Genomic DNA, 24,990 nt, shown 5'->3' on the forward strand with positions numbered 1-24,990 from the left:
CGGGCTGATTCAAGCGAGAGAGAGTGTCATGTTCCAAGCGCAGCCCATTTCCCTGCAACGTGGTGCGCTGCGCCTGGATCCGCTGGCGGAAGGCGACGTGCTCGAACTGGTCGGCCTGGCCGAGCGTAATCGCGAGGCGCTGCATTATCTGAGCGGACCGCTGCGGCCGGACTGGTACCGTCTGGCACTGGCCGAGCAGCGCGAGGGGCGAGCCTTGCCCTTTGCCGTACGGATCGCCGACCGGCTGGTGGGTACGACCCGCTTCGCCGATTTCCTGCCCGCCTTGCCCGCCGCCGAGATCGGCTGGACCTGGCTCGATGCCGAGCAACACGGCAGCGGCCTGAATGGCAACATCAAGTACCTGATGCTGCGCCATGCCTTCGAGCACTGGCAGTTGGTACGGGTACAGCTCAAGACGGCGGCGACCAATCTCCGGTCCCAGGCGGCCATCGAAAAGCTGGGTGCGGTGCGCGAGGGTCTCTTGCGCAATCATCGGCGCTTGGCGGACGGTCGGCTGGACGACACCATCATCTACAGCATCACCGACCGCGAGTGGCCCGAGGTGAAGGCGCGACTGGAGGCGTCCTTCAACTAGCGGCAACGTCTGGCCGACCGTTCGTCGCTGACCATCGCTGCGCAACGGGTCTGCGCCGCTTGTTTGGCGCCGCTATTCCGGCGGCCGTCCTTTCTTGTCCAACAGTTTTCCGCAATACGGCCGACATGCCTGCTCAATGGTACGAGTTCGCCTGTCTCCTTTCGCGGATCGCTGTATGTCTTCATTGTCACCTTCCTCTGCGCTGCGCACGCTCAGGGTCGTCTGGCCCTTCGTCATCATCCTGTCCTGCCAGGCGCTGGTAGCCATCTTCAGCCTGCAACTGCTGTCGACGGTGCGCGCCTATGTGTCCGCGGAAAGCCTGTGGAGCAAGAGCCTGGGCAACGCCATGCTGTCGCTGGGTGCTTACCTGGATGAAGGACGCCTCGAGGCCTATCAGGACTATCTGGCCTCCATCAGCGTCAATGACCTGGATCGTGCGGCGCGCACGGAACTGGATAACGGCGGAAGTCCTGCCGAAGCCGCACGCCTGCTGCGCCTGGCCGGCAACAGCCCGGATGACATCGATGGGCTTATTACCCTTTTTCGCCTGGCCCGGCACGTCGAGCCGTTCGAGGGAGTGATCGCCCGCTGGCAGGTCACCGATCCCTACATGGACGAGTTCCAGGCCCTGGCGCGGACCAGTTTCGAATTGATCAGGCTACAGGGGCCGGGGCCGGCGCTGATCCCGTTGAAGCGCCACCTGCTGGATTTGCACGACCGCATGATGCCGGAGACCGTGGCCTTCTCGGAGCGCCTCGGCCTGGCGTCACGGCAGATGGTGCGCGGGCTGTTCATCGCCAACGTGCTGGTGGGTGCGCTGCTGGTCCTGCTGGCCATCTGGCGCATGCACAGCCTGGTGCAGCAGCGCTGGCGTTCCGAGCAGGCGCTGCAGGCCGAGAAGGAGCACATGCAGGTCATCCTGGCTTCCATCGGCGATGCGGTGCTGGCGCTCAATGCCCAGGGGCGGCTGCTCTATCACAATCCGGCGGCGGCGCGTCTGCTCGCCAAGCCCGAACTGGCCGCCGGCACACCGGTCAATCACCTGTTCGATATCCAGATCGAGGACCAGCCGGGGTCGACGCGCCCGCTGGCCGAGCGGCTGCTGAGCCAGGATTGGCGGGCTGGCGACGAACCCCTGGCCCATCAACTGGTACTCACCGAAGGGACCCGTATCCCGGTGGCGCTGACGGTGAGCGCGCTGCCGCGTGGCGAGGCCGGCACCGGGGTGGTGCTGGTGATGCACGACCAGACCCGGGAGCGGGCCTTCCTGCACGATCTGGCCTGGCAGGCGAGTCACGATGCCCTGACCGGGCTGCTCAATAGGCGCGAGTTCGAGACCCGGCTGGAGCGCCTGCTGGCCAATCCAGAGCTGGTCTGCGCGTCGCTGCTGTTCATCGATCTCGATCAGTTCAAGATCGTCAACGACACCTCCGGGCACTTCCACGGCGATCGGCTGCTGCGCCAGCTCTGTGAGCTGCTGGGTGGTCAGCTGGGTGAAGACGACTGCCTGGCGCGCCTGGGCGGCGATGAATTCGGCGTTCTGCTGGAAAACCGTACGCCGGCCGAGGCCGAGGCCGTGGCCGAACGACTGCGTTGCTGCGTCGGTGCTCTCCAGTTCGAGGCCGCCGGGCAGGGCTTTCGCGTCGGCTTGAGCATTGGCGTGGTGCACCTGGGTGGTCATGCCCTGGCGCCGGAGGAGGCCCTGCGGCTCGCCGATCTGGCCTGCTACGCCGCGAAGGACAAGGGCCGCAATCGCATCCAGGTCTTTGCGCCCGGTGATGTGGAGCTGGACCAGCGTCATGGCGAAATGGCCTGGGTGCAGCGCCTGCACCGGGCGCTGGCCGAGGACAGATTCCGCTTGTTCGTCCAACCGATCCTGGGTTTGCGCAGCGAGACCGTAGCGGATCGCCATGTGGAGGTGCTGATGCGGCTGGAGGAGGGCGATCGGCTGATCGCACCAGGCGTCTTCATCCCGGCGGCGGAACGCTATGGGCTGATGCCGGACCTGGATCGCTGGGTGATCGCCGCGGCGCTGGCCCGCTTCGCCGAATTGCCCAACGGGCTGCTCGATACCCTGGCCATCAACCTGTCGGGTCATTCCCTGGGCGAAGCGGGCCTGGCCTCGTTCGTCAAGCAGCAGCTCCAGCGCTGGCAGATCGCCCCGGCACGGATCTGCTTCGAGATCACCGAAACCAGCGCCGTGGCCAATCTGGATGCGGCGCGGCAGTTCATGGACGAATTGCGTGGGTTGGGGGTGAGGTTTTCCCTGGACGACTTCGGCGCCGGAATGTCGTCCTTCACCTATCTCAAGCACCTGCCGGTGGACTACCTGAAGATCGATGGCAGTTTTGTCCGCCATCTGCTGGAGGATGCGGTGGACAGCGCCATGGTCGAGGCGATCAACCAGCTGGGGCATCTCACCGGCAAGAAGACCATCGCCGAATTCGCCGAGAACGATGCGGTGATCGCGGCGCTAGGCGCCCTGGGCGTCGACTACGCCCAGGGCTACGGCATCGCCCGGCCGCAGCCCTTTACCGAAGACACCTGTCAGGCGCTGCTTCGGCAGGTGTGGTGCGAGCCCTCAGGCGCGGCCGTCGTCGTCCTTGAAGCGGCGGAAGAGGGTGGCCAGTAGCGCGCCTGAGATGTTGTGCCAGACGCTGAACAGGGCGCTGGGCACCGCTGCCAGTGGCGAGAAATGCGCGGTGGCCAGGGCGGCGCCAAGACCGGAATTCTGCATGCCGACTTCCAGCGCCAGGGACTTGCGCTGGGCCAACGGCAGCTTGCAGAACTTGCCGGTGAGATAGCCGAGCAGGAAGCCGAAGCCGTTGTGCAGGATCACCACCGCCATGATCAGCAGGCCGGACTCGGCGATGCGCGCCTGGCTGGCGGCCACCACCGCGGCGACGATCACCACGATGCTGACCACCGAGGCCAGCGGCAGCACCTCGACCAGCGCGCCGACCCGTCGGCCGAGCAGGCGCTGGGCGACGAGGCCCAGGGCGATGGGCAGCAGCACCACTTGCAGGATCGACCAGAACAGGCCGCCAAAGGAGATCGGCAGCCAGGTGGAGGCCAGCAGCCAGATCAGCGCCGGGGTCAGCAGGGGAGCCAGCAGGGTGGTCACGGCAGCGATGGCTACCGACAGCGCCAGGTCGCCCTTGGCCAGCCAGGTCATGACGTTGGACGCCGTGCCGCTGGGGCAGCAGCCGACCAGGATGACGCCCACGGCGATCTCTGGCGGCAGGTGAAACAGCTGGCACAGCGCCCAGGCCACGCCCGGCATGATGACGAAGTGCGCCACCACGCCCAGCAGCACTCGCCAGGGGTGGCGACCGACGGCGGCGAAGTCCTCGACCTTGAGGGTCAGGCCCATGCCGAACATGATCACCCCCAGCAGCGGCACGATGGCGACGCTCAGGGGCTTGAACACGGCGGGAGCGAAAAACGCCAGCAGGGCGGCGAGCAGCACCCAGAAGGCGAAGGTATTGCCGACGAAGCGGCTGAAGGCGGCCAGGGCGCGCATGGCAAACTCCTTTTTGTAAGGGCAGAAAAAAGGCCGGTCTGCGCCGGCCTTGATTGAAGCTTACAGTCCCTGGGGCAGCTCTTCGCCACCCAGGGCTTCGATCAGCTGTGGCAGGAATTCCGCCAGGGTCATCATCATCAGCACGAAGCTGGCGTCCTGCTGGCCGAGGGCGTCTTCGCCACCGTCCTGTTCGGCCTGGTCCTGCAGCAGGTCCTCGAACTTCAGGCGCTTGATGGTGACCTTGTCGTCCAGCAGCAGGGCGAGCTTGTCCTGCCAGGCTAGTGCCAGCTTGGTGACCAGCTTGCCAGCGCCCAGGTGGTTCTGGATCTCTTCGCTGGTGAGGTCCTGCCCCTTGCAGCGCACCACGCCGCCATCTTCGCCGGCGTCGCGCAGTTCGCACTCGTCGAGGATATAGAGGCCGTGGGTGGCGTCACCGGCCTTGACCCAGTCGGTGAAGGTGGCCATCGGCGCCTGCTTGACGCCCAGCGGTCGTACCGGCAGCGAGCCCAGAGCATCGCGCAGGGTGGAGAGCAGGTCCTCGGCGCGCTTGGCGCTGGAGGCGTCCACCAGGATCCAGCCCTGCTTGGGGTCGATGGCGGCATAGGTGGTCTGGCGACGAATGAAGGCGCGCGGCAGGAAGGCCTGGACGATCTCGTCCTTGATCTGCTCCTTCTCCTTCTTGTAGACCTTGCGCATCTGCTGGTTTTCGATCTCGTCGACCTTTTCCTGCACGGCTTCCTTGACCACGCTGCTGGGCAGGATGCGTTCTTCCTTGCGCGCGGCGATCAGGAAGAAGCCCTGGCTTTCGTGTACCAGCGGCAGGTCCGGGCCCTTGCCGAAGGGGGCGACGAAGCCATAGGTGGACAACTCCTGGCTGGCACAGGGGCGCGCCGGTTTGGCGGCGAGGGCGGCGTCGAGGGCTTCGGTCTCGAAGGCGACTTCCTGGGTGAGACGGTAGACGAGCAGATTACGGAACCACATGGTGTCACTCCCAAAAACGAAGCGCGCATTATCCGCGTCGCTCGCCCTGGAGGCCAACCCCGGATCGCGGTGGTCGTCGGGAATGCCGGCTTTCTCTGACAGCTCCGGAGCGCATCGCTAAGCCTTTGGAAGTGCTGGGAAAATTTTTTTCAAAAAGGGGTTGCCAGGTGGGGAACCCCTCCGTAGAATGCGCCCCACTTCGAGAGCAAACGGGTGATTAGCTCAGCTGGGAGAGCATCTGCCTTACAAGCAGAGGGTCGGCGGTTCGATCCCGTCATCACCCACCACTCGAGGTAATGCGCAGCGGTAGTTCAGTCGGTTAGAATACCGGCCTGTCACGCCGGGGGTCGCGGGTTCGAGTCCCGTCCGCTGCGCCATTTAAAGGTTGCCTGGTCCTGAACGCCAGCAACCATCGAAAAGCGGCCCTAGTGGCCGCTTTTTCGTTTGGGCGCGATTTTCCTATCGTGCTTTCTCGCGTTTCTTCCTTCCTTATATGAATTGCTTGGGTCGATGGGTTTGCACCTTGGCCTGATCACCCGCGCGTGGAAAACGCTGCGCGTTAATCGCGGCCATGGGCCGCTCCTACAGGGTGTCACGCGCTTGTAGGAACGGCCCATGGCCGCGATAGGTGGGGCAAGGTGCGAACTCAGCCCCTTATCGCATCAAGTACCGCCTCCAACGGATGGCGCAGGCGGCGGTCGTCGATGCGTTTGACCTGGCTGCGGCAGGAGTAGCCGGTGGCCAGGGCTTCGCCCTGTTCGGCCGGTACCGCCAGGGCGCGGGCCCAGGACTGGTCGTAGATCACCTTGGAGGTCGCCAGATTGCGCGCCTCGTGGCCGTAGGTGCCGGACATGCCGCAGCATCCGGTGCTTTCCGGCTTGAGTCCGAGACCCAGGCGCTCGAACACCTGCTGCCATTGGCTGACGCTGGCCGGGGCGTTGGTCTTTTCGGTGCAATGGCCGAGCAGGCGATAGACCTTGTCACCGACCACCTGCTTCTCTTTCGGCAACACCTGCAGCAGCCACTCCTGGGGCAGCAGCACCTCGGGCATCCGGGCGATGCCGGGGACCTTGGGGTATTCCTGGCGATAGACCAGGGTCATGGCCGGATCCAGGCCTACCAGCCTGACGCCGAAGCCGGCCAACGTGGCGAGCTGGGCCGCGTTGCGCCGCGCCGTGCGCTCGAAGGCACCGAGGAAGCCTTGTACCTGCAAGGGTTTGCCATTGGCGCGATAGGGCGCGAGGAACACCCGCTGGCCCAGACGGGCAGCCAATTCGAGAAAGGCGGCGGTGAGTGGGGTCTCGAAATAGCGGGTGAAGGCGTCCTGCACCAGGACGAGGGTCTTGGCGCGTTCTTCGTCGCTCAGGGCCAGCAGCCGCTCCGGGGTAGCGATCTGTACCTGCCATTGCTGCATGACCGGCGCCAGGTCGAAGCGGCTGAGCAGGGGGCTGTCGACCATGCCGATGCGCTCCGCGAACAGCCGCTGGATGGGCGTGGCGCCCATGACGGCGTTGTAGAGGCCGGGTGCACGGGCGAACGCCGGCAGGCTGAATTCCAGCGAACCTATCAGGTAGTCGCGCAGGGGGCGCAGGTAGCGACGGTGATAGAGCTCGAGAAAGCGCGAGCGGAATTCCGGCACATTGACCTTGATCGGGCACTGGCCCGCGCAGGACTTGCACGCCAGGCAGCCGGCCATGGCGTCATAGACCTCGTGGGAGAAGTCCGCCTCGGCCTCACGGCCATTGCGCCAGCGCTGGGGCAGGGCCTTGAGCCAGTTCAGGGCGCCACGCGGCGCCGGGGCCAGGACATCGATGCCGGCTTGGCCCTGCAGGCGCAGCCATTCGCGGATCAGGGAGGCACGGCCCTTGGGTGAGTGAATGCGCTGGCGGGTGGCCTTCCATGAGGGGCACATGGCGTCGTCGGGATCGTAGTTGTAGCAGGCACCGTTGCCATTGCAGTGCATGGCGGTGCCGTAGCTCTGCCAGACGCGCTCGTCGAGGGTGCGGTCCAGTTCGCCCCTGAGGGTCACGCCATCGACCTTGAGCAGTTCGGCGCCGCTGGCGAGCGGGGTGGCGATCTTGCCCGGATTGAGCTGGTTGTGCGGGTCGAAGGCGCCCTTGAGCGCCTGCAGGGCGGGATAGAGATCGCCAAAGAAGGCCGGCGCATATTCCGAGCGCACGCCCTTGCCATGTTCGCCCCAGAGCAGGCCGCCGTATTTCTGCGTCAGTGCGGCCACCTGGTCGGAGATCGGCCGCACCAGCGCCGCCTGGCGCGGATCCTTGAGGTCCAGCGCCGGGCGCACGTGCAGCACCCCGGCGTCGACGTGGCCGAACATGCCGTATTGCAGGTTATGGCCGTCGAGCAGGGCGCGGAACTCGGCGATGAAGTCGGCCAGGCGCTCCGGTGGAACCGCGGTGTCCTCGACGAAAGGTTGCGGGCGGATCTCGCCCTGGACGTTGCCCAGCAGGCCCACCGCGCGTTTGCGCATGGTGTAGACGCGGGTCACGGCATTGCGCCCGATGGCCAGGGTGTGGCCCAGGCGCTCGACGGTGGGGTCCTGGCGCAGGTGCTCCAGAAAGCCCTGGACACGGGCGTCCACTGCCTCGGGATCATCGCCGCTGAATTCCACCAGGTTGATGCCCAGGGTGGGACGCTCCACGTCCTCGGGAAAGTATTCCGCTACGCTGTGCCAGACGATGTCCTGCATGGCCAGCAGCAGTACCTTGGAATCCACCGTCTCGATGGACAGCGGTTTCAATTCGATCAGGGCGCGGGCGTCGCGCAGGGCGTCCATGAAGCTGCCATAGCGGACGTTGACCAGCACCGAGTACTTGGGTATCGGCAGGACATTGAGCTTGGCTTCGGCGATAAAGGCCAGGGAGCCTTCGGCGCCGCAGAGCACGCTGTTGAGGTTGAACCGGCCATCCGGCTCGACCAGGTGCGCCAGGTCATAGCCGGTCAGGCAGCGGTTGAGTTTGGGAAAGCGCGCCTCGATCAGTTCGGCCTGATTCTCGGCGATGTCCCGCGCGCAGCGGTAAACCGCGCCGGTGCGGTCCTGGCGGGCGCAGAGGGCGTCCAGCTCGTCGCTGTCCACCGGGCGACTCTGCAGGCGTTCCCCACCGATCAGGTAGGCGTCCAGTTCCAGTACGTGGTTGCGGGTCTTGCCGTAGGTCACGCTGCCCTGGCCGCTGGCGTCGGTGTTGATCATGCCGCCGAGGGTGGCGCGGTTGGACGTCGACAGTTCCGGGGCGAAGAACAGCCCGTGGGGCCTTAATGCGGCGTTGAGCTGGTCCTTGACCACCCCGGCCTGGACCCGCACCCAGCCCTCTGCGGCGTTGATCTCCAGGATCCGGTTCAGGTGGCGGGAGAGGTCGACCACGATGCCGTCGGTGAGCGACTGGCCATTGGTGCCGGTGCCGCCGCCGCGCGGGGTGAGGACCACGCCCTGGAAGCGCGACTCGCCCATCAGTTGGGCCAGGCGCTGGACGTCGGCGCTGTCCTTGGGAAACACCGCCGCCTGGGGCAGGCGCTGGTAGATGGAGTTGTCGGTGGCCATGACCGTACGGCTGGCATGGTCCGGTGCGATCTCACCCTGGAAACCGCTGGCGGCGAGGGCGCTGAGGAAGTCGGTGTAGGCGGCGGCGAGGGGTGCCGGGGCCGGCAGGCGGGCGATCATGTTCATCAGGCGGGCTCTCTGGCGGCGGATGGCCGTCTCCTTCAGCGAACGAAGGAATGGCATCGACCTTTTCTGGCTATAGTAGGCATTCTCACCACAGCGCGCCGGGGCCACAACCGAAGATTCCGCCGCCTATGCCGGAAGATCCTGAATGAATCACCGTCGCCTGACGCCCTCCATGTCGCTGCTGCTGGCCTTCGAGGCGGCGGCGCGCCACGAGAGCTATACCCGGGCGGCCGAAGAGCTGTCCTTGACTCAGAGTGCCGTAGGGCGCCAGGTGCAGGCGCTGGAACAGTTGCTGGGTCTGACGCTGTTCCGCCGCGAAGGCCGGCAGATCGTGCTTACCGACGTGGGCCGCGCCTATAGCCGTGAGCTGGGCCTGGCCCTGGGGCAGATCCGCAGCGCCACCCTGCAGGCCATGGCCTTCGCCTCCGGGCAGGGCACGCTGCGCCTGGCGGTGCTGCCGACCTTTGGTTCCAAGTGGCTGTTGCCACGCCTGGGTGACTTCTACGCTGCCCATCCCGGCATGCTGGTGCACCTGCATTCGCGCATCCAGGCGGTGGACTTCGCCGCCAGCGAGATCGATGCGGCTATCAGCGTCGGCAGCGGCAACTGGCCAGGGCTTTGTGCTCATCCGCTGCAGGCCGAGCAGCTTGTGGTGATTGCCAGCCCGACGACGCTGGCCGAGTTGCCGGATGCGACGCCGGCGACCCTGGCTGGCCAGCTACTGCTGGGCGTGGTCAACAATCCCCAGGCCTGGGGTGAATGGTTCCGCCACCATGAGCTGCCCCATCGGGCCATGCGCCCGGGGCCGAGTTTCGAGCTGACCTCGCACCTGATCCAGGCGGTGCGCGCCGGCATCGGCATCGGGTTGGTGCCGCGGGTACTGGTAGAGGACGAACTGGCCCAGGGCGAGCTGCTGGCCTGCGGTCCGGCGCTGGTCAGTCGGCGCAGCTATTACCTGGTCTATCCACCGCGCAACGAAGGGCTGCCGTCGCTGCAGGCCTTTCGCCAGTGGCTGCTGGCCGAGATCAACGAAGGAGAGGGACTGTCATGAGCAAGCCGGGACAGCGGGTACTGGCCGCGCTGCGGCAGATGATTCTGTCCGGCGAACTCACGGCGGGCGAGCGGCTGGCGGAGATTCCCACCGCCGAGCGCTTCGCCGTGTCACGCATGCCGGTGCGGCTGGCCCTGCGCACCCTGGCCCAGGAGGGCTTGCTGGAGCGCAGCGGCGCCCGGGGCTATCAGGTGCGCGCGCTGACGGGCGCGGATCTGGAAGGCGCGGTGGAGGTGCGCGGCGTGCTGGAAGGCCTGGCCGCGCGCCAGGCGGCCGAGCGCGGCCTGGATGCGGCCACGCGCGCCACGCTGGAAGACTGCCTGCGCCGTGGCGATCGACTGTTCGCCAAAGGGCATGTGCGGCTGGAGGACCTGGAGGACTATCACGATCTCAATCGGGCCTTTCACCAGGCCATCGTCGCGGCCAGCGGTAATCCGGCCATCGCCGTGGCCCTGGGGCGTCACGAGCACCTGCCCTTCGCCTCGGTGAGCGCCCTGGCGGTGGATGCCGAGGATCTCGACCGCGAGTACCGTCGCTTCAATTTCGCCCACCTGCAGCACCATGCGGTGTTCGACGCCCTGGTGCGCGGCCAGGGCGCCCGCGCCGAGGGCATCATGCGCGAGCACGCCCAGGCGACCCTGGGGTATGCGCGGTGGTTTGGTGGGGAAGAGGGCGAGGCGGGGGCGATGAAGGTGCTGGTGTAGAGCGGACCCTCACCCCGGCCCTCTTCCAAGGGGAGAGGGGAGGTAGGGCGGGCTCGGTTTGTCAGAGATCCAGCACCAACCGCTCGCCCTTGGCGCGCGAGCAGCAGGGGGTGAAGCGATCGTTGGCGGCGTGCTCGGCTTCGGAAAGAAAGAGATCGCGGTGCTCGGGTTCACCGGCCAGCACTGGGGTCAGGCAGGTGCCGCAGAGGCCCTGGCCACAGGAGACCGGCAGGACGATCCCGAGGTCGGCCAGCACCTCGACCACGCTGCGCTCGGCCGGTACCTCCACGCGGCGTCCGCTGCGCGCCAGCTCCACCTCGAAGGGCCTTTGCTCGCCCTGGGCGGCGGGGTCGGCGGCGAAGTATTCGCGGTGGATCTGCCCGGGTTGCCAGCCCTGGGCCTGGGCGGCGTCCACCACAGCGGCCATGAAACCCGCCGGTCCGCAGACATAGAGGTGGTCGTCCGGCGCCGCCGGGCCGAGCAGGTGCTGGAAGTTGGGTCGCAGCGCCGGGTCGTGCTGGTCGAAGTGGACCCTGACCTGGTCGGCATAGGGCCGCGCCTTGAGCCAGGGGATGAAGGCGGCGTGCTCGCGATCCCGCACCAGGTAGCGCAGGCTGAAGCGCGCGCCCTGCTGATGGAGCTGCTCGGCCATGGCCAGGATCGGGGTGATGCCGATACCACCGGCCAGCAGCTGGGTGCGGCGCGCAGTGGGGACCAGTGCGAAGAGGTTGCGCGGCTCGCTCACCTGCAGGCGATCACCTACCTCCAATTCATGCATGGCCTGGGAGCCGCCGCGGGAGTCGGCGACGAGGAGCACCGCGATGCGATAGCGAGTCGGGGCGGGCTCGGGTGCGGTGCAGAGCGAATAGTGGCGGACCAGGCCGTCGCCCAGGGTGATCTCCAGGTGAGCGCCGGCGCTGAAGCTGGGCAGCGGACCACCGTCGGCGCGGGCCAGGTCGAAGGCCAGGATGGTGGGGGCTTCACGTTGCACGGCGGTGACGATCAGATCGAGCATGACTGTCTCCTAGGCGATCTGCCGGATCGGGATGCCGGTGGCGGCCTGTTCGGCGGCCAGCAGGCGGTCGATGATCTGCCGCGACTGCACGCCGCCGGCATCGATATTGAGCTTGAGCAGCCCGCGTTCGGGATAGCGCAAGAGGTTCTGCTGCTGGCGTTCGAGCATCTCCAGGTCTTCGCCGAAGATCTTGCCCTGGCCCTCGCGGATGCTGGCGGTGAGTTCGGCGTCCTCCGCCTTGAAGTTGCGTGCCATCCCCCAGAAGTACCAGATGGAGGTCTCGGTCTCGGGGGTGATGAAGTCCACCACCACGCTGGCGGCCTTGACCGCAGCCGGCGCGTCGTAGCCGCCATGGCCGGCATGGGCCACGCCCACCTCGATCATCACGTGGCTGGGCGGAGTGAAGCGGCAGATCTGCCAGCGATCCACCGGGACGTCGTCGGCCAGGCCATTGCCGCGCAGGGCCATGCGCCAGAAGGGCGGGGCGGAAATGTTTTCCATGTGCCGGCTGGTGATGACCTCGTCCCCCTCGACGCGGGTGGCTGGCGGCGCCTCGTCGATCTCCTTCTGGCCAATGCTGGAGGCGTGGACGTAGGTCTCGTGGGTGAGGTCCATGAGGTTATCGATCATCAGGCGGTAGTCGCACTGGATGTGATACAGGCCGCCGCCATAGGCCCAGTCGGGGCTTTCGGCCCATTCCAGATAGGGAATCAGGGCCGGATCGGCCTTGGCCTGATCACCTGGCCAGACCCAGATGAAGCCGTGCCGCTCCACGGCGGCATAGGGGCGTACCGCGGGAAAGACGCCGACCCGCTGGCCTGGCATGCCCAGGGTCTTGCCGCCGCAGCCCATTTCCAGGCCGTGATAGCCACAGACCAGGGTGCCGTCGCGGACGAAGCCCAGCGACAGCGGCGCACCACGGTGCGGGCAGAAGTCTTCCAGCGCCACCACCTGGCCGTTGGCGTCGCGATAGAAGACCAGGGGCTCGCCGCAGATCTGCCGGCCGAGGGGCTTGTCTTGGACTTCGTCGGGGGTGCAGGCAACGTACCAGGCGTTCTTCGGGTACATGATTGGAACCTCTTGTTGTTGTCTATTGGATCCAATAATTGATTGGGGTGCCCGAGGGTGTCAATGCGGTTAGGCCCGGTGAGGTAGCGGTTGCTGGTCGATAATCGCCCAGTAAATTGCGGCTGTATTCGTTGCGGTGAAGCCAGAATGGCCTTGATTGTCTTGGCATTTCCTCTAGTTGGGACCTGAGGAACGGTCAGATTCGAGTTTGGCCTGAGGCAGCTAGTGCCTTGTGAATTGGATCCATTTTTGCCAGCCTTTTCGAGCTGTGATTCCAACAACAAGAATTCAAGGATGCTTGCCATGTCAGAGCGCTTCGCCGTCTTTTCGTCTGGGGCCAGGAGCACCGTGCTCCGTTTCCGTTCTCCTTCCTGCACCGGAGGTGGGCGATGAGCGATCTGCGCGACATCGTCGACCAGGGCCCCATGCGCAGTTTCCAGTACCTGGCGGTGCTGGTCTGCATCCTGCTCAACATGATCGATGGCTTCGACGTGCTGGTGATGGCCTTTACCGCGGCCTCGGTGTCGCGCGAGTGGGGCCTCTCCGGATCCCAGATGGGAATGCTGCTCAGCGCCGGTCTGGTGGGGATGGCCGCCGGTTCGCTGCTGCTGGCGCCGTTGGCCGATCACTGGGGGCGACGACGCCTGATCCTGTTCTGCCTGCTGCTCTCGGGCGCTGGCATGCTGTTCTCGGCGCTGGCTGGCTCACCCCTTCAGCTGGCGTTGCTGCGGGGCCTGACCGGACTGGGCGTAGGCGGGGTGCTGGCCAGCAGTAACGTGATCGCCAGCGAGTATTCGGCGCGCCGCTGGCGCGGCCTGGCGGTCAGCCTGCAGGGCATGGGCTATGCCCTGGGCGCTACCCTGGGAGGACTACTGGCGGTCTGGCTGCTGTCGCACTGGGGCTGGCGCGCGGTCTTCTGCGCCGGCGGCCTCATCACCCTGGGAGCCATTCCCCTGGTGCTCATCGGCCTGCCCGAGTCGCTGGATTTCCTCCTCACGCGACGCCCAACCGGGGCTCTGGTACGGATCAACCGGCTGGCCCGACGCCTGGGGCAGCCGCCGCTGGCCGCGCTGCCACCCCGGACCGAGGCCCGAGCGGCGGGCGGTACCGTCGGCCGGCTGCTGGCGCCCGCGCTACGGCGGACCACGCTGCTGGTATGGACGCTGTTCTTCCTGGCCATGTTCGGCTTCTACTTCATCATGAGCTGGACGCCCAAGCTGCTGACTACCCTGGGGCTGTCCGAGCAGCAGGGGGTGGCTGGTGGCGTGCTGCTGAGCGTAGGCGGCATCTTTGGCGCCGCCCTGGTCGGCCTGCTGTTCGCCCGCTTGCCGCTGTCACGCGCGCTGGGCGGCTTCATGCTGACCACCGCGCTGCTGCTGGTGGCCTTCGCCCAGATGGGCAGTTCCTACCTCGGTGCCCTGGCCATGGGCCTGCTGATCGGGCTTTTCGCCAATGGCTGCGTCGCCGGACTCTATGCGCTGCCAGCGCTGGCCTATGCCGCCGAAGTCAGGGCCACTGGCGTGGGCTGGGGCATCGGCATCGGCCGTCTTGGCGCCATCCTCTCACCGGTGGTGGCCGGGCTGCTGCTCGACAACGGGTGGCCCCCGCTACGCCTGTATCTGGTCTTTGCCGGGGTGTTCGTGGCGGCAGGTCTGCTGCTCCTGCTGACTCGTCCCGAGCAGCGACCTACGGCCACGGAGGTGAGTCGGCGGCAGGGCGAGGCGCTGGGCTAGCCGCTTTTGGCAAGGTCATCCTTTTGCCAAAAATAGTTAATTGACTTAACTAATTCCCTGGCGTAGCTTCAGCTCCATACCCACCCAACAACAAGAGGCACACGCCATGGGCAGTTACGACGGACGCTGGCAGACGGTCAAAGTGGACATCGAGGACGGTATCGCCTGGGTGACGCTCAATCGTCCCGAGAAACGCAACGCCATGAGTCCCACCCTCAACCGCGAGATGGTCGAGGTGCTGGAGACCCTGGAGCAGGACGCCAGCGCCGGCGTGCTGGTGCTGACGGGTGCCGGTGATGCCTGGACCGCGGGCATGGACCTCAAGGAGTACTTCCGCGAGACCGATGCCGGCCCCGAAATCCTGCAGGAGAAGATTCGCCGCGAGGCCTCCCAGTGGCAGTGGAAGCTCCTGCGCATGTACGCCAAGCCGACCATCGCCATGGTCAACGGCTGGTGCTTTGGCGGCGGCTTCAGCCCGCTGGTGGCCTGCGACCTGGCCATCACCGCCGACGAGGCCACCTTCGGCCTGTCCGAGATCAACTGGGGCATTCCTCCGGGCAACCTGGTGAGCAAGGCCCTGGCCGACACCGTGGGCCACCGCACCGCGCTCTACTATGTGATGACCGGCAAGACCTTCAGCGGTCCCGAGGCCGCCGCCATGGGGCTGGTCAACCAGAGCGTGCCACGTGAACAGTTGCGTGAGGTGACCACCGCCCTGGCACGTGAGCTGCTGGACAAGAATCCGGTGGTACTGCGGGCCGCCAAGGTCGGCTTCAAGCGCTGCCGCGAACTGACCTGGGAGCAGAACGAGGACTACCTCTATGCCAAGCTCGACCAGTCGCGTCTGCAGGATCCGGAAGGCGGTCGCGAGCAGGGCATGAAGCAGTTCCTCGACGACAAGAGCATCAAGCCCGGGCTGCAGACCTACAAGCGCTGAACCGCCACCGCCCCCATGCACAACAACAAGAGGTAGCGTCATGGTCGAGGTATCCCTGCTCATCGGCGGCGCCAGCCGCCCGGCCGGTAACGGTCGCAGCTATCAGCGTTGCCATCCGGTGACCGGCGCGGTGGTCTCCACGGTGGCCGCCGCCACCCCGGAGGATGCCGACGCCGCCGTCGCCGCGGCCCAGGCCGCCTTTCCCGCCTGGGCCGCGCTACCGCCGGGCGAGCGGCGCCGCCGGCTGCTGGCCGCGGCCGACGGGTTGGCCGCACGCAGTGACGAATTCGTCGCCCTGGCCGGGGAGACCGGCGCCATGGCCAACTGGTACGGCTTCAATGTCCACCTGGCGGCCAACATGCTGCGCGAAGCGGCGGCCATGACCACCCAGATCCAGGGCGAGGTCATTCCCTCCGATGTGCCCGGCAGCTTCGCCATGGCGCTGCGCCAGCCGTGCGGTGTAGTGCTGGGCATCGCGCCCTGGAACGCCCCGGTGATCCTGGGCACCCGCGCCCTGGCCATGCCGCTGGCCTGCGGCAACACCGTGGTGCTCAAGGCCTCGGAGCAGAGCCCGGGCGTGCACCGGTTGATCGGCCAGGTGCTGCAGGATGCCGGCCTGGGCGACGGTGTGGTCAACGTCGTCACCAATGCTCCGGAAGATGCCCCGGCCATCGTCGAGCGCCTGATCGCCAACCCGGCGGTGCGGCGCGTCAACTTCACCGGGTCCACCCGGGTCGGTCGTATCGTCGGTGAACTGTCGGCTCGCCACCTCAAGCCCGCCGTGCTGGAGCTGGGCGGCAAGGCACCGCTGCTGGTGCTGGAGGACGCCGATCTGGATGCCGCGGTCGCTGCGGCGGCCTTCGGTGCCTACTTCAACCAGGGGCAGATCTGCATGTCCACCGAGCGCCTGCTGGTGGACAGCCGCATTGCCGACGCCTTCGTCGAGCGCCTGGCGGCCAAGGTGCGAACCCTCAAGGCCGGTGATCCGAGTGCACCCGACTCCGTCCTCGGCTCCCTGATCGACGCCAGCGCCGGGACCCGCATCAAGGCCATGATCGACGACGGCGTGGGCAAGGGCGCGCGCCTGGTCTGCGGCGGCGAGCTGGAGGGCAGCATCCTGCAGCCGACGCTGCTGGATGGCGTCACCGCCGAGATGCAGCTCTATGCCGAGGAATCCTTCGGCCCGGTGGCGGTGGTGATCCGTGCCGAGGGCGACGAGGCCCTGCTGCGCCTGGCCAACGATTCCGAATTCGGCCTCTCGTCGGCCATCTTCAGCCGCGACACCGCCCGTGCCCTGGCGCTGGCGCAGCGGGTGGAGAGCGGCATCTGCCACATCAACGGTCCCACGGTGCACGACGAGGCGCAGATGCCCTTCGGCGGCGTCAAGTCGAGCGGCTACGGCAGCTTCGGCTCGCGCGCTTCCATCGAGCACTTCACCCAGTTGCGCTGGGTGACGCTGCAGACGGGGCCGCGCCACTACCCGATCTGATCAGCGTCCGCCGTCCCTCGCTCCTGTCGCGACAACAATAAGAGGCGCCTTCGGGCGCCAGCCCAGAGGAGAATTCAAGGTGAGTCACGTCACGCACACCCGCGCGCCCGCCGATCAGCCGCTGCGCTATCGCCCGGTGACCCTGGGACAACCCGGCGTCACCGTGGAAGAGCGGGGTGGACTGCTCTACATGGCCTCCCAGGAAGCCCTGACGCCACCGCCGCCGCGACTGTTGGACCGGCTGCTGCACTGGGCCGAGGTGGCACCGAACCGCACCTTCTTCGCTGCCCGGGACACGGGCGGTGCCTGGCGCGAATTCTCCTATGCCGAGATGCTGCAACGGGTGCGCCAGCTGGCCGCCGCGCTGCTGGAGTTCGGCCTCTCCGCCGAGCGCCCGCTGGCGATCCTCTCCGGCAACGACCCCGAGCACCTGCAATTGGCCATGGCGGCACTCTACGCCGGCATTCCCTTCTGCCCGGTGTCGCCCGGCTATGCACTACTGTCCCAGGATCACGCCAAGCTGCGCCATGTCTGCGGCCTGCTGCAGCCGGGACTGGTGTTCGTCAGCGATGGCCCGGCCTTCCAGAAGGCGCTGGACGCCGTGCTGCCGGCCGACGTACCGGTGATCGCGGCTCGCGGTCAGGTACAGGGCCGTATCACCCTGGCCTTCGCGGCGCTGCTCGCTCGCGGTGAACTGGCCGCGGCCGAGCGCGCCTTCGCCGCGACCGGCCCGGACAGCATCGCCAAGTTCCTTTTCACTTCCGGCTCCACCAAGCTGCCCAAGGCGGTGACCACCACCCAGCGCATGCTCTGCGCCAACCAGCAGATGCTGCTGCAGACCTTTCCGGTGTTTGGCGAGGAGCCGCCGGTGCTGGTGGACTGGCTGCCCTGGAACCACACCTTTGGTGGCAGTCACAACCTGGGTATCGTGCTCTACAACGGCGGCACCTTCTATCTGGACGAAGGCAAGCCGACGCCCCAGGGCTTCGGCGAAACCCTGCGCAATCTGCGCGAGGTATCACCCACCGCCTATCTCACGGTTCCGCGCGGCTGGGAGGAGCTGGCCAATGCCCTGGAGCGCGATGCCGAGTTGCGCGAGCGCTTCTTCGCCCGCATGCGGCTGTTCTTCTTTGCCGCGGCGGGGCTGTCGCAAAGCGTCTGGGATCGCCTGGATCGCATCGCCGAGGCCCACTGCGGTGAGCGCATCCGCATGATGGCCGGCCTGGGCATGACCGAGGCCTCGCCCAGTTGCACCTTCACCACCGGCCCGCTGTCGGTGGCCGGCTACGTCGGGGTGCCGGCGCCGGGGTGCGAACTCAAGCTGGTGCCGGTGGACGGCAAGCTGGAAGGGCGTTTCCGCGGGCCGCACATCATGCCCGGTTACTGGCGCGATGCCACCCAGACCGCCGCCTGCTTCGACGAAGAGGGGTTCTACTGCTCGGGCGATGCCCTCAAGCTCGCCGACCCTGCCAATCCGCAGCTGGGCCTGATGTTCGATGGCCGCATCGCCGAGGACTTCAAGCTGTCGTCCGGGGTGTTCGTCAGCGTCGGTCCCTTGCGCAACCGCGCGGTACTGGAGGGCACGCCGCTGGTGCAGGACGTGGTGGTGGCGGCGCCGGATCGCGAATGTCTGGGACTGCTGGTCTTTCCACGCCTGGCGGACTGCCGGCAACTGGCCGGGCTGGACGAGACCGCCGATGCCGCCACGGTGCTGGCCAGCGCGCCGGTACGGGACTGGTTCGCCGCCTGGCTCAAGCGCCTCAATCGCGAGGCCTCGGGCAACGCCAGCCGCCTGGAATGGATCGCCCTGCAGGAGGAGCCGCCGTCCGCCGACCGTGGCGAGATCACCGACAAGGGCTCGCTCAACCAGCGCAGCGTCCTGACCCATCGCGCGGAACGGTTGGAGGCCTGCTATCGCGGAACGGCGCCGCTGTTGATCCGGGCCTGAGGTGCAATCCAGAGGATCAGGCGACACGGTGCAATGCCGGCTGTTCCTGTCCTCGCGGTCTTGGCCGAAAGGATATCTCGACCCATGCGGTTCCTGTTTGAGAAACGCCTGACACCCTGAGTGGTGTCAGGCGTTTTCATTTCTACCTTCTGCGAATTGGGCTGGTGCCAACAGCGAGGCCCGCCGTATCTGCCGCTTCCGTCTAGTCCGCCGTTCACCTGGGCTTCGTCATCTCATCCGCGCATCGGATCTGGGGGTGGTTGTTCAATACGGCGATTCCTGTCTCTCATTCTGATTTTTAGACTACTCAATCCATTCTTGGCTGAGATTTTGGATTTTTACTGCTTGCATTTGGCTATTCATCCTTTATTTTGAAATAGCGTTTCATAAATACAAGGGTAAAACCCCTCCGCTAGCCGGCATGTTCCGCCTCTAAAGGTCTCTGTGCATGAGCTTCTTCGCTGCGCCTCCGACGCTGGAAACCTCCGTCTTCACCCGCCTGCCCGAGCGCTATCGCCAGCCGCGGCGCACGGCCTGGGCCGATGCCAATCGCCAGGGCAGGGCCATCGATTCCTTTCTGGAAGGGCCCTCTTTCGATCGACAGGGCAATCTCTATGTGACCGACATCCCCTATGGGCGCATCTTTCGCATCGACCCCAAGGGCGAGTGGGAGCTGGTCTGCGAATACGACGGCTGGCCCAATGGGCTGAAGATCCACTGCGACGGGCGAATTTTCATCGCCGACTACAAGCGCGGCATCCTGCAACTCGATCCACGGCGTGGCGAAGTGGAGACGGTGCTGGGCAGCGCCGGCTCGGAAGGCTTCAAGGGCGTCAACGACCTGGTGTTCTCGCCGAGCGGCGATCTCTACTTCACCGACCAGGGGCAGACCGGTCTGCAGGATCCCAGTGGGCGCGTCTATCGCCTGGGCGCCGATGGCCAGCTCAGTTGCCTGCTGGCCACGGTGCCCAGTCCCAACGGCATCGTCTTCGATCCACGCCTCAACCATCTGCTGATAGCGGTCACCCGGGCCCAGCAGGTCTGGCGCATTCCGCTGGGCAACGGTCCGCTGATCGGCAAGGTCGGTGTCTTCGCCCAGCTGCATGGCGGCCTGGGTGGCCCCGACGGTCTGGCCCTAGACGAGGAGAGCAATCTCTATATCGCCCACACCGGCTTCGGCTCGGTGTGGCAACTCTCCCCGGTCGCCGAACCCCTGGCGCGCCTGCGCTCCTGCGCCGGCATCAGCAACACCAACCTGGCCTTCGGTGGTCCCGAGGGTCGCAGCCTGTTCATCACCGAATCCGAGACCGGCAGCATCCTGCGCGTCGAGACCCCGGTGCGCGGACTCCCCCTGTATTCCCATCTCTGACCGGCGCGGCCGCGCTTGCCCAGACAACAATTACAAGAGAGGTCATCCATGAACCAGACGAGTACTGGCGCCCAGGCGCCGCTGACCGATGCCGAGGGCGAGCAGCTTCTGCGACGCGCCCTGTGGCGCATCCTGCCGTTCATCTTCGCCTGCTACGTGGTCAGCTACCTGGATCGCACTAACGTGGGATTCGCCGCCCTGAGCATGAATCAGGACCTGGGGCTTACAGCGACGATGTTCGGCTGGGCAGCGGGTCTGTTCTTCTTCGGCTATTTCCTCTTCGAGGTACCGAGCAATCTGCTGTTGCAGCGCTTTGGCGCGCGGGTGTGGATCGCGCGGATCATGATCAGCTGGGGGCTGATCTCCATGGCCACGGCCTTCGCCACCGGCCCGGTCAGCTTCAGCATCCTGCGCTTCCTGCTGGGGGTAGCCGAGGCCGGCTTTACCCCAGGGGTCTACCTTTACTTCACCTACTGGTTTCCGGGTAAATGGCGCGCCAAGGCCACTGCGGCCTTCCTGCTGGGCATTCCCACCGCCAACATCATCGGCTCGCCGCTGTCGGGGCTGCTGCTGGACGTGCATGACTTCATGGGGCTGAGGAACTGGCAATTCCTGCTGGTGGCGGAAGCCCTGCCGGCGGTGCTGCTCGGCATCCTCTGTCTCTTCGTGCTGGTAGATACGCCGGCCAAGGCGCGCTGGCTGTCGACCCGCGAGCGCACCTGGCTGACCGAGCGCCTGGCACGCGAGCAGCGCGAGATCGGCTCGACCCATGGCTCCACGCTGCGCCACGCCTTCACCAATTCCAAGGTATTCATGCTGGCCGCCATCAACTTCTGTGGCATCGTGGGCTCCGTTGGCATCGGCATCTGGATGCCGCAGATCATCAAGAGCCTGGGCATGCAAAACACCACCGTGGGGCTGGTGGCCACCATTCCCTATGTGCTCGGTGCCGTCGCCATGACGCTCTGGGCACGCCAGGCCAACCGGAGTGCCCAGCGTCTGCCCTATGTGGCGGGCGCCCTGGCGCTGGCCGCCCTTGGCCTGGTGGGCGCCGCACTCTCGGCGGATCCGCTGCTGCGCATGACCTGTATCAGCGTGACGGTAGCCAGCATCCTGTCCTTCCAGGCGACCTTCTGGGCCATTCCCTCCACCTTCCTGACCGGCAGGGCGGCGGCGGGCGGGCTGGCGCTGATCGTCTCCATCGGCAACCTGGGCGGCTTCGTCGGACCCTTCGCCATCGGCCTGGTGAAGGATGCGACCCAGAGTTTCTCCGGGCCCTTCTATGTGGTGGCCTCGGTGCTGGCGCTGGGCGTCGCCCTGATGCTCTGGCTGGGTGATCCGAGTCGAAGAGAGCCGGTGAAGCCGCTGGGTGCCACGGGCCTCGAAGGGGTAGGTCGTACCTGAGGCGGAGAGAGGCTGGGCGAAAGAGGCGGCCTAGGCCGCCTCTTTGTTTTGCCGGCCCCTAGGGCATCGCCTGGGTCATGGAATGGCCTTTCCCGCAGCAGCCCGGGGATTCGAGGGTGCCTGGCAGGTGGTTCGTCGAGTGAGCGGGCGGGTCGTGACGGCATGAAAAAAGGCAGCTCCTGGCTGCCTCTTTTCGAACGGGAAAGTGGGTTAGGGGAGGGCGCAGCCCTTTTCCTTGAGCGCCGCCAGCACCCATCTGCGGTCGTTCTTGCCTTCGGCGATCTGCTGCATCTGCTTTTCTTCGGCGGCGTGCTTGGCGGCGGCGCGGTCATAGACCTCGGCGACGTGGTCATAGGGCACGCAGAGCAGACCGTCGTCATCACCGATCACCAGGTCACCCGGCTCGATGACCATACCATCGATGGCGATGGGCACGTTGATCTCGCCGGGGCCGTCCTTGTACGGACCACGGTGGGAGACGCCGGCGGCGAACAGCGGGAAGTCACCGGCGCCGATGTTGGCGGCATCGCGGATGGCGCCGTTGATGACGATGCCGGCCACGCCGCGCTTGATCGCGTAGGCCACCATCATCTCGCCGATCAGGGCGTTGCTTAGATCGCCGCCGGCATCCACCACGATGACGTCACCCGGTTCGGCGATGTCCAGGGCGTAATGCAGCATGAGGTTGTCGCCCGGGCGCGCCTTCACGGTCAGCGCCGGGCCGGCCAACACGCCCTGGCGATGCATGGGGCGCAGCCGCGAGCCGCCGGCGGTCATGCGGTGCATGGAGTCGCTGACGTTGGCGACCGGGATATCGCGGTAACGCGCGACCCAGTCGGCCGCGACCTTGCGTTGGGCATTGAGCACTCTGAAGCCGATGGTCATGGGCATTTCTCTTGTAGGGATTGTCGGATGCCGCCATGTGTTAGCTGGCTAAATTCAGAATTGCATTTCGTTTTAATGGATTCAAGTCCCTTGGTCGACCGATTTAGCGAGCGCTTCAATAAAATTTGCAATGGCGTTTCATTATGATAGGTTCTGAATCAGATCGCTCGCCCTAGGCGCTGTGCCCGTCCATAACAACAAGGGGTACCTCGATGACCCGCAAGATTCTGCTCACCGGTCCGGCATTGGCTCCCGAAGCCATGGCCCTGGCCGCCGCCCACGACGTTCAGGTCATCCCGACCGAGCCATACATGCCCCATGACGACCTGCTCGCCCTGATCCGCCAGGAGCAGCCGGACGCCATCATCGTGCGCCAGGGCAAGCTGACCCGCGCCCTGATCGAGGCGTCGGCCAGGCTGGCGATCATCGCCAAGCACGGCGTGGGCTACGACACCATCGACCTGCAGGCCGCGGCCGACCGGGGGATTCCGGTCACCATCGCCCTGGGCGCCAATGCCCAGTCGGTGGCCGAACACGCCTTCGCCCTGATGTTCAGCGTGGCGCGACAGACCGCCTGGCTGGATGCGCGGATGCGCGCCGGGCACTGGGACAAGGCCCAGGCCAACGGCACTGAACTCTTCGGCAAGACCCTGGGCCTGGTGGGGCTGGGTGCCATTGGCAGCGTGCTGATGGACCTGGTGGCACCGCTGCGGATGCAGGTCCGCGTTTATGATCCCTATCTCAAGAACCTGCCCGCGCGCGATCATGTGCAGCGTGAAGAGAGCTTCGACAACCTGTTGGCCGAGTGCGACGTCATCAGCCTGCATTGCCCCCTGACCGAAGCCAACCGCCACCTGTTCAGCGCTGCACAGTTCGCCCGCATGCGTCCGGGTAGCCTGCTGATCAACACCGCTCGTGGCGAGCTGATCGATACCCAGGCCCTGGTGACGGCGCTGCGCGAAGGTCAGATCGGTGGCGCCGGCCTGGACACCTTCCATCCCGAACCGCCGCCGGCGGACAGCGACCTGTGGGGACTCGCCAACCTGGTGGCCACGCCCCACGTCGGCGCCAACACCACCGAGGCGCGCGACCGCGTCGGCCTGGTGGCGGTGCAGCAGATTCTCGATTGCTGGCACGGCAAGACGGTGGAGTCACGCGCGGTGGTCAACCGCCACCTGACGGCCGCCTAGATCCGGCTGCGACGCGGCAGCCTGCAGCCCGGCTGCCGCGTCTTTCTCCACAACAATAAGACGGAGAGCTCTCATGACTACCTCAACGCCCCCGATCAGCGAGCTGGAACGCACGACGATGCGTCGCGTCGCCTGGCGCATCCTGCCGTTCCTGATCGTCTGTTACCTGATCGCCATCATCGATCGCGGCAACATCGGCATGGCCTCGCTGCAGATGAACAAGGATCTGGGCCTGACCCCGGCGATCTTCGGCTTCGCCAGCAGCCTGTTCTTCTTTTCCTATTTCCTGGTAGAGGTGCCGAGCAACCTGGCCCTGCAGCGCTTCGGCGCGCGGATCTGGATCGCCCGGATCATGATCACCTGGGGCCTGATTTCGGCCGGTACCGCCTTCGTGCAGGGGGCCAACTCGCTGTACGTAATGCGCTTCCTGCTCGGCGCCGCGGAAGCGGGCTTCTTTCCCGGGGTGCTGCTGTATCTCACCTACTGGCTACCCTCCAACTATAGAGCGCGGATGGTCGCTATCTTCATGGTGGCGATACCAGGCGCCAACTTCCTCGGCTCGCCGCTTTCCGGACTGCTGCTGAGCATGGACGGCTGGCTGGGCATGCGCGGCTGGCACTGGCTGTTCATCCTCGAAGGTATCCCCGCCGTGCTGCTGGGTATCGCCTGCCTGTTCGTGCTGACCGATCGCCCGGAGCAGGCCAAGTGGCTGAGCGACGAGCAGCGCAACTGGTTGACGCTCAAGCTGGCCGAGGAGCGCGGGCGCAAGACCAGCATTGGCCATATCTCCCTGTGGCAGCTGCTCAAGCACAAGGACATCTGGGTGATGGCGCTGATCTACTCGGGCGCCTCGGCGGCCGGCAGTACCATGAGCGTCTGGGCGCCGCAATTGCTCAAGTCCTTTGGCCTGTCCAATCTGGAGGTCGGCCTCACCAATGCCATTCCCTATGGCCTGGCCTCCGTGGCGATGGTCCTCTGGGGCCGCAGCTCGGATCGGACCGGCGAACGTCGCTGGCACACCTCGCTCACCATGCTGCTGATCGCCGTGGGCCTCCTGCTGGGCATGTTCACCTCGTCGCTGGCGGCCACGGTGATCCTGCTGAGCCTGGTGCTGATCGGTGCCTACTCGATGAAGGGGCCGTTCTGGGCACTCGCCTCGGGCTGGCTGTCGTCTTCCACTGCCGCGGCGGGTCTGGCCGCCATCGGCGCCCTGGCCAACCTGATCGGCGGCGGCGTGATGGTCAACGTCTATGGCGCCATCCACGGCGCCACCCACAGCCATGCCCTGGCCGTGCTGCCGCTGGCCACCCTGTGCGCCATCAGCGGCCTGCTGGTGCTGGTCATGGGCCGCAAGGCCGCCCGCGCCAAGGCCGAAGCCCAGGCCGCAACCGCTAACGCCAGCTAGTGGCGACCGCT

Annotated in this window: 18 protein-coding genes and 2 tRNA genes; 14 read left to right on the forward strand and 6 right to left on the reverse strand. The window is 66.3% G+C overall.

Annotation, left to right across the window (positions count from 1 at the left end; all coding sequences use genetic code 11):
• Positions 1 to 28: 28 nt before the first annotated feature.
• Both PJ259_RS01100 and PJ259_RS01105 read left to right on the forward strand, forming a co-directional pair.
• Positions 29 to 595, forward strand: a complete 567-nt coding sequence (locus PJ259_RS01100) for a GNAT family N-acetyltransferase (protein WP_271654407.1) — start codon at positions 29 to 31, stop codon at positions 593 to 595.
• A 175-nt stretch (positions 596 to 770) separates the two neighbouring features.
• Entirely contained in the window at positions 771 to 3,227 is a 2,457-nt protein-coding gene (locus PJ259_RS01105; RefSeq protein ID WP_059314314.1) for a putative bifunctional diguanylate cyclase/phosphodiesterase, read from the forward strand.
• Here PJ259_RS01105 and PJ259_RS01110 read toward each other — a convergent pair.
• Both PJ259_RS01110 and rdgC read right to left on the reverse strand, forming a co-directional pair.
• Positions 3,177 to 4,118 (reverse strand): bile acid:sodium symporter family protein, encoded by a 942-nt coding sequence (locus PJ259_RS01110; protein ID WP_271654408.1) that lies wholly within the window; start codon positions 4,116 to 4,118, stop codon positions 3,177 to 3,179. The two genes, PJ259_RS01105 and PJ259_RS01110, sit on opposite strands and share 51 nt — an antisense overlap.
• 60 nt (positions 4,119 to 4,178) lie before the next feature.
• On the reverse strand, positions 4,179 to 5,099 hold the full coding sequence (gene rdgC / locus PJ259_RS01115) for a recombination-associated protein RdgC (protein ID WP_059314316.1): 921 nt from the start codon (positions 5,097 to 5,099) through the stop codon (positions 4,179 to 4,181).
• Between the two features lie 211 nt (positions 5,100 to 5,310).
• On the opposite strand from rdgC, the gene PJ259_RS01120 reads away from it, so the two are divergent.
• Both PJ259_RS01120 and PJ259_RS01125 read left to right on the forward strand, forming a co-directional pair.
• Positions 5,311 to 5,386, forward strand: a tRNA-Val gene (locus PJ259_RS01120).
• A 13-nt stretch (positions 5,387 to 5,399) separates the two neighbouring features.
• A tRNA-Asp gene (locus PJ259_RS01125) sits at positions 5,400 to 5,476 on the forward strand.
• A gap of 269 nt (positions 5,477 to 5,745) precedes the next feature.
• Here PJ259_RS01125 and ydiJ read toward each other — a convergent pair.
• Positions 5,746 to 8,775 (reverse strand): D-2-hydroxyglutarate dehydrogenase YdiJ, encoded by a 3,030-nt coding sequence (gene ydiJ, locus PJ259_RS01130; RefSeq protein ID WP_271655816.1) that lies wholly within the window; start codon positions 8,773 to 8,775, stop codon positions 5,746 to 5,748.
• Between the two features lie 151 nt (positions 8,776 to 8,926).
• On the opposite strand from ydiJ, the gene PJ259_RS01135 reads away from it, so the two are divergent.
• Positions 8,927 to 9,832, forward strand: a complete 906-nt coding sequence (locus PJ259_RS01135) for a LysR substrate-binding domain-containing protein (protein ID WP_271654409.1) — start codon at positions 8,927 to 8,929, stop codon at positions 9,830 to 9,832.
• Entirely contained in the window at positions 9,829 to 10,536 is a 708-nt protein-coding gene (locus tag PJ259_RS01140) for a GntR family transcriptional regulator (protein WP_184291127.1), read from the forward strand. The genes PJ259_RS01135 and PJ259_RS01140 overlap by 4 nt, the downstream gene beginning before the upstream one ends.
• Before the next feature lie 61 nt (positions 10,537 to 10,597).
• Here PJ259_RS01140 and PJ259_RS01145 read toward each other — a convergent pair whose 3' ends face one another.
• Together PJ259_RS01145 and PJ259_RS01150 are read right to left on the reverse strand one after the other, a co-directional pair.
• The gene (locus tag PJ259_RS01145) at positions 10,598 to 11,551 is read right to left on the reverse strand and encodes a PDR/VanB family oxidoreductase (protein WP_271654410.1); all 954 of its coding nucleotides are present in this window, start codon (positions 11,549 to 11,551) and stop codon (positions 10,598 to 10,600) included.
• A 9-nt stretch (positions 11,552 to 11,560) separates the two neighbouring features.
• Positions 11,561 to 12,619 carry an aromatic ring-hydroxylating dioxygenase subunit alpha gene (locus PJ259_RS01150; protein ID WP_271654411.1) on the reverse strand — a complete coding sequence of 353 codons (1,059 nt, stop codon included), beginning with the start codon at positions 12,617 to 12,619 and terminating at the stop codon, positions 11,561 to 11,563.
• Positions 12,620 to 13,008: 389 nt separating this feature from the next.
• Here PJ259_RS01150 and PJ259_RS01155 point away from each other — a divergent pair, with 389 nt between their 5' ends.
• The 6 genes from PJ259_RS01155 to PJ259_RS01180 all read left to right on the forward strand — a co-directional run bounded on the left by PJ259_RS01155 (position 13,009) and on the right by PJ259_RS01180 (position 21,499).
• Positions 13,009 to 14,352 carry an MFS transporter gene (locus PJ259_RS01155; protein WP_271654412.1) on the forward strand — a complete coding sequence of 448 codons (1,344 nt, stop codon included), beginning with the start codon at positions 13,009 to 13,011 and terminating at the stop codon, positions 14,350 to 14,352.
• Between the two features lie 106 nt (positions 14,353 to 14,458).
• Positions 14,459 to 15,289 carry a p-hydroxycinnamoyl CoA hydratase/lyase gene (locus PJ259_RS01160; RefSeq protein WP_017638769.1) on the forward strand — a complete coding sequence of 277 codons (831 nt, stop codon included), beginning with the start codon at positions 14,459 to 14,461 and terminating at the stop codon, positions 15,287 to 15,289.
• A 40-nt stretch (positions 15,290 to 15,329) separates the two neighbouring features.
• Positions 15,330 to 16,778, forward strand: a complete 1,449-nt coding sequence (locus PJ259_RS01165) for an aldehyde dehydrogenase (protein ID WP_271654413.1) — start codon at positions 15,330 to 15,332, stop codon at positions 16,776 to 16,778.
• Positions 16,779 to 16,857: 79 nt separating this feature from the next.
• Positions 16,858 to 18,726: a feruloyl-CoA synthase gene (locus PJ259_RS01170; RefSeq protein WP_271654414.1), complete on the forward strand. Its 1,869-nt coding sequence runs from the start codon at positions 16,858 to 16,860 to the stop codon at positions 18,724 to 18,726.
• 448 nt (positions 18,727 to 19,174) lie between these two features.
• Positions 19,175 to 20,095 (forward strand): SMP-30/gluconolactonase/LRE family protein, encoded by a 921-nt coding sequence (locus PJ259_RS01175; RefSeq protein ID WP_059314325.1) that lies wholly within the window; start codon positions 19,175 to 19,177, stop codon positions 20,093 to 20,095.
• A gap of 48 nt (positions 20,096 to 20,143) precedes the next feature.
• Entirely contained in the window at positions 20,144 to 21,499 is a 1,356-nt protein-coding gene (locus PJ259_RS01180) for an MFS transporter (RefSeq protein ID WP_271654415.1), read from the forward strand.
• A 210-nt stretch (positions 21,500 to 21,709) separates the two neighbouring features.
• Here PJ259_RS01180 and PJ259_RS01185 read toward each other — a convergent pair whose 3' ends face one another.
• Complete coding sequence (locus PJ259_RS01185) at positions 21,710 to 22,384, reverse strand: RraA family protein (RefSeq protein ID WP_271654416.1); 675 nt, start codon at positions 22,382 to 22,384, stop codon at positions 21,710 to 21,712.
• A gap of 212 nt (positions 22,385 to 22,596) precedes the next feature.
• Here PJ259_RS01185 and PJ259_RS01190 point away from each other — a divergent pair, with 212 nt between their 5' ends.
• Together PJ259_RS01190 and PJ259_RS01195 are read left to right on the forward strand one after the other, a co-directional pair.
• Positions 22,597 to 23,574: a hydroxyacid dehydrogenase gene (locus PJ259_RS01190; protein ID WP_271654417.1), complete on the forward strand. Its 978-nt coding sequence runs from the start codon at positions 22,597 to 22,599 to the stop codon at positions 23,572 to 23,574.
• Positions 23,575 to 23,647: 73 nt separating this feature from the next.
• Entirely contained in the window at positions 23,648 to 24,979 is a 1,332-nt protein-coding gene (locus PJ259_RS01195; protein ID WP_271654418.1) for an MFS transporter, read from the forward strand.
• Positions 24,980 to 24,990: the final 11 nt, after the last annotated feature.

Origin of the sequence: Pseudomonas sp. JBR1 (assembly GCF_028198185.1) — a bacterium.
Taxonomy (GTDB): domain Bacteria; phylum Pseudomonadota; class Gammaproteobacteria; order Pseudomonadales; family Pseudomonadaceae; genus Chryseomonas; species Chryseomonas oryzihabitans_E.

Bases quoted from the DNA above. Each gene is read 5' to 3' on its own strand.
- PJ259_RS01180 (WP_271654415.1), top strand. From the start codon at position 20,144: ATGAACCAGACGAGTACTGGCGCCCAGGCGCCGCTGACCGATGCCGAG.
- PJ259_RS01135 (WP_271654409.1), top strand. From the start codon at position 8,927: ATGAATCACCGTCGCCTGACGCCCTCCATGTCGCTGCTGCTGGCCTTC.
- PJ259_RS01185 (WP_271654416.1), bottom strand. From the start codon at position 22,384: ATGACCATCGGCTTCAGAGTGCTCAATGCCCAACGCAAGGTCGCGGCC.
- PJ259_RS01110 (WP_271654408.1), bottom strand. From the start codon at position 4,118: ATGCGCGCCCTGGCCGCCTTCAGCCGCTTCGTCGGCAATACCTTCGCC.
- PJ259_RS01190 (WP_271654417.1), top strand. From the start codon at position 22,597: ATGACCCGCAAGATTCTGCTCACCGGTCCGGCATTGGCTCCCGAAGCC.
- PJ259_RS01165 (WP_271654413.1), top strand. From the start codon at position 15,330: ATGGTCGAGGTATCCCTGCTCATCGGCGGCGCCAGCCGCCCGGCCGGT.
- PJ259_RS01160 (WP_017638769.1), top strand. From the start codon at position 14,459: ATGGGCAGTTACGACGGACGCTGGCAGACGGTCAAAGTGGACATCGAG.
- rdgC (WP_059314316.1), bottom strand. From the start codon at position 5,099: ATGTGGTTCCGTAATCTGCTCGTCTACCGTCTCACCCAGGAAGTCGCC.
- PJ259_RS01100 (WP_271654407.1), top strand. From the start codon at position 29: ATGTTCCAAGCGCAGCCCATTTCCCTGCAACGTGGTGCGCTGCGCCTG.
- ydiJ (WP_271655816.1), bottom strand. From the start codon at position 8,775: ATGATCGCCCGCCTGCCGGCCCCGGCACCCCTCGCCGCCGCCTACACC.
- PJ259_RS01105 (WP_059314314.1), top strand. From the start codon at position 771: ATGTCTTCATTGTCACCTTCCTCTGCGCTGCGCACGCTCAGGGTCGTC.
- PJ259_RS01195 (WP_271654418.1), top strand. From the start codon at position 23,648: ATGACTACCTCAACGCCCCCGATCAGCGAGCTGGAACGCACGACGATG.
- PJ259_RS01140 (WP_184291127.1), top strand. From the start codon at position 9,829: ATGAGCAAGCCGGGACAGCGGGTACTGGCCGCGCTGCGGCAGATGATT.
- PJ259_RS01145 (WP_271654410.1), bottom strand. From the start codon at position 11,551: ATGCTCGATCTGATCGTCACCGCCGTGCAACGTGAAGCCCCCACCATC.
- PJ259_RS01175 (WP_059314325.1), top strand. From the start codon at position 19,175: ATGAGCTTCTTCGCTGCGCCTCCGACGCTGGAAACCTCCGTCTTCACC.
- PJ259_RS01155 (WP_271654412.1), top strand. From the start codon at position 13,009: ATGAGCGATCTGCGCGACATCGTCGACCAGGGCCCCATGCGCAGTTTC.
- PJ259_RS01150 (WP_271654411.1), bottom strand. From the start codon at position 12,619: ATGTACCCGAAGAACGCCTGGTACGTTGCCTGCACCCCCGACGAAGTC.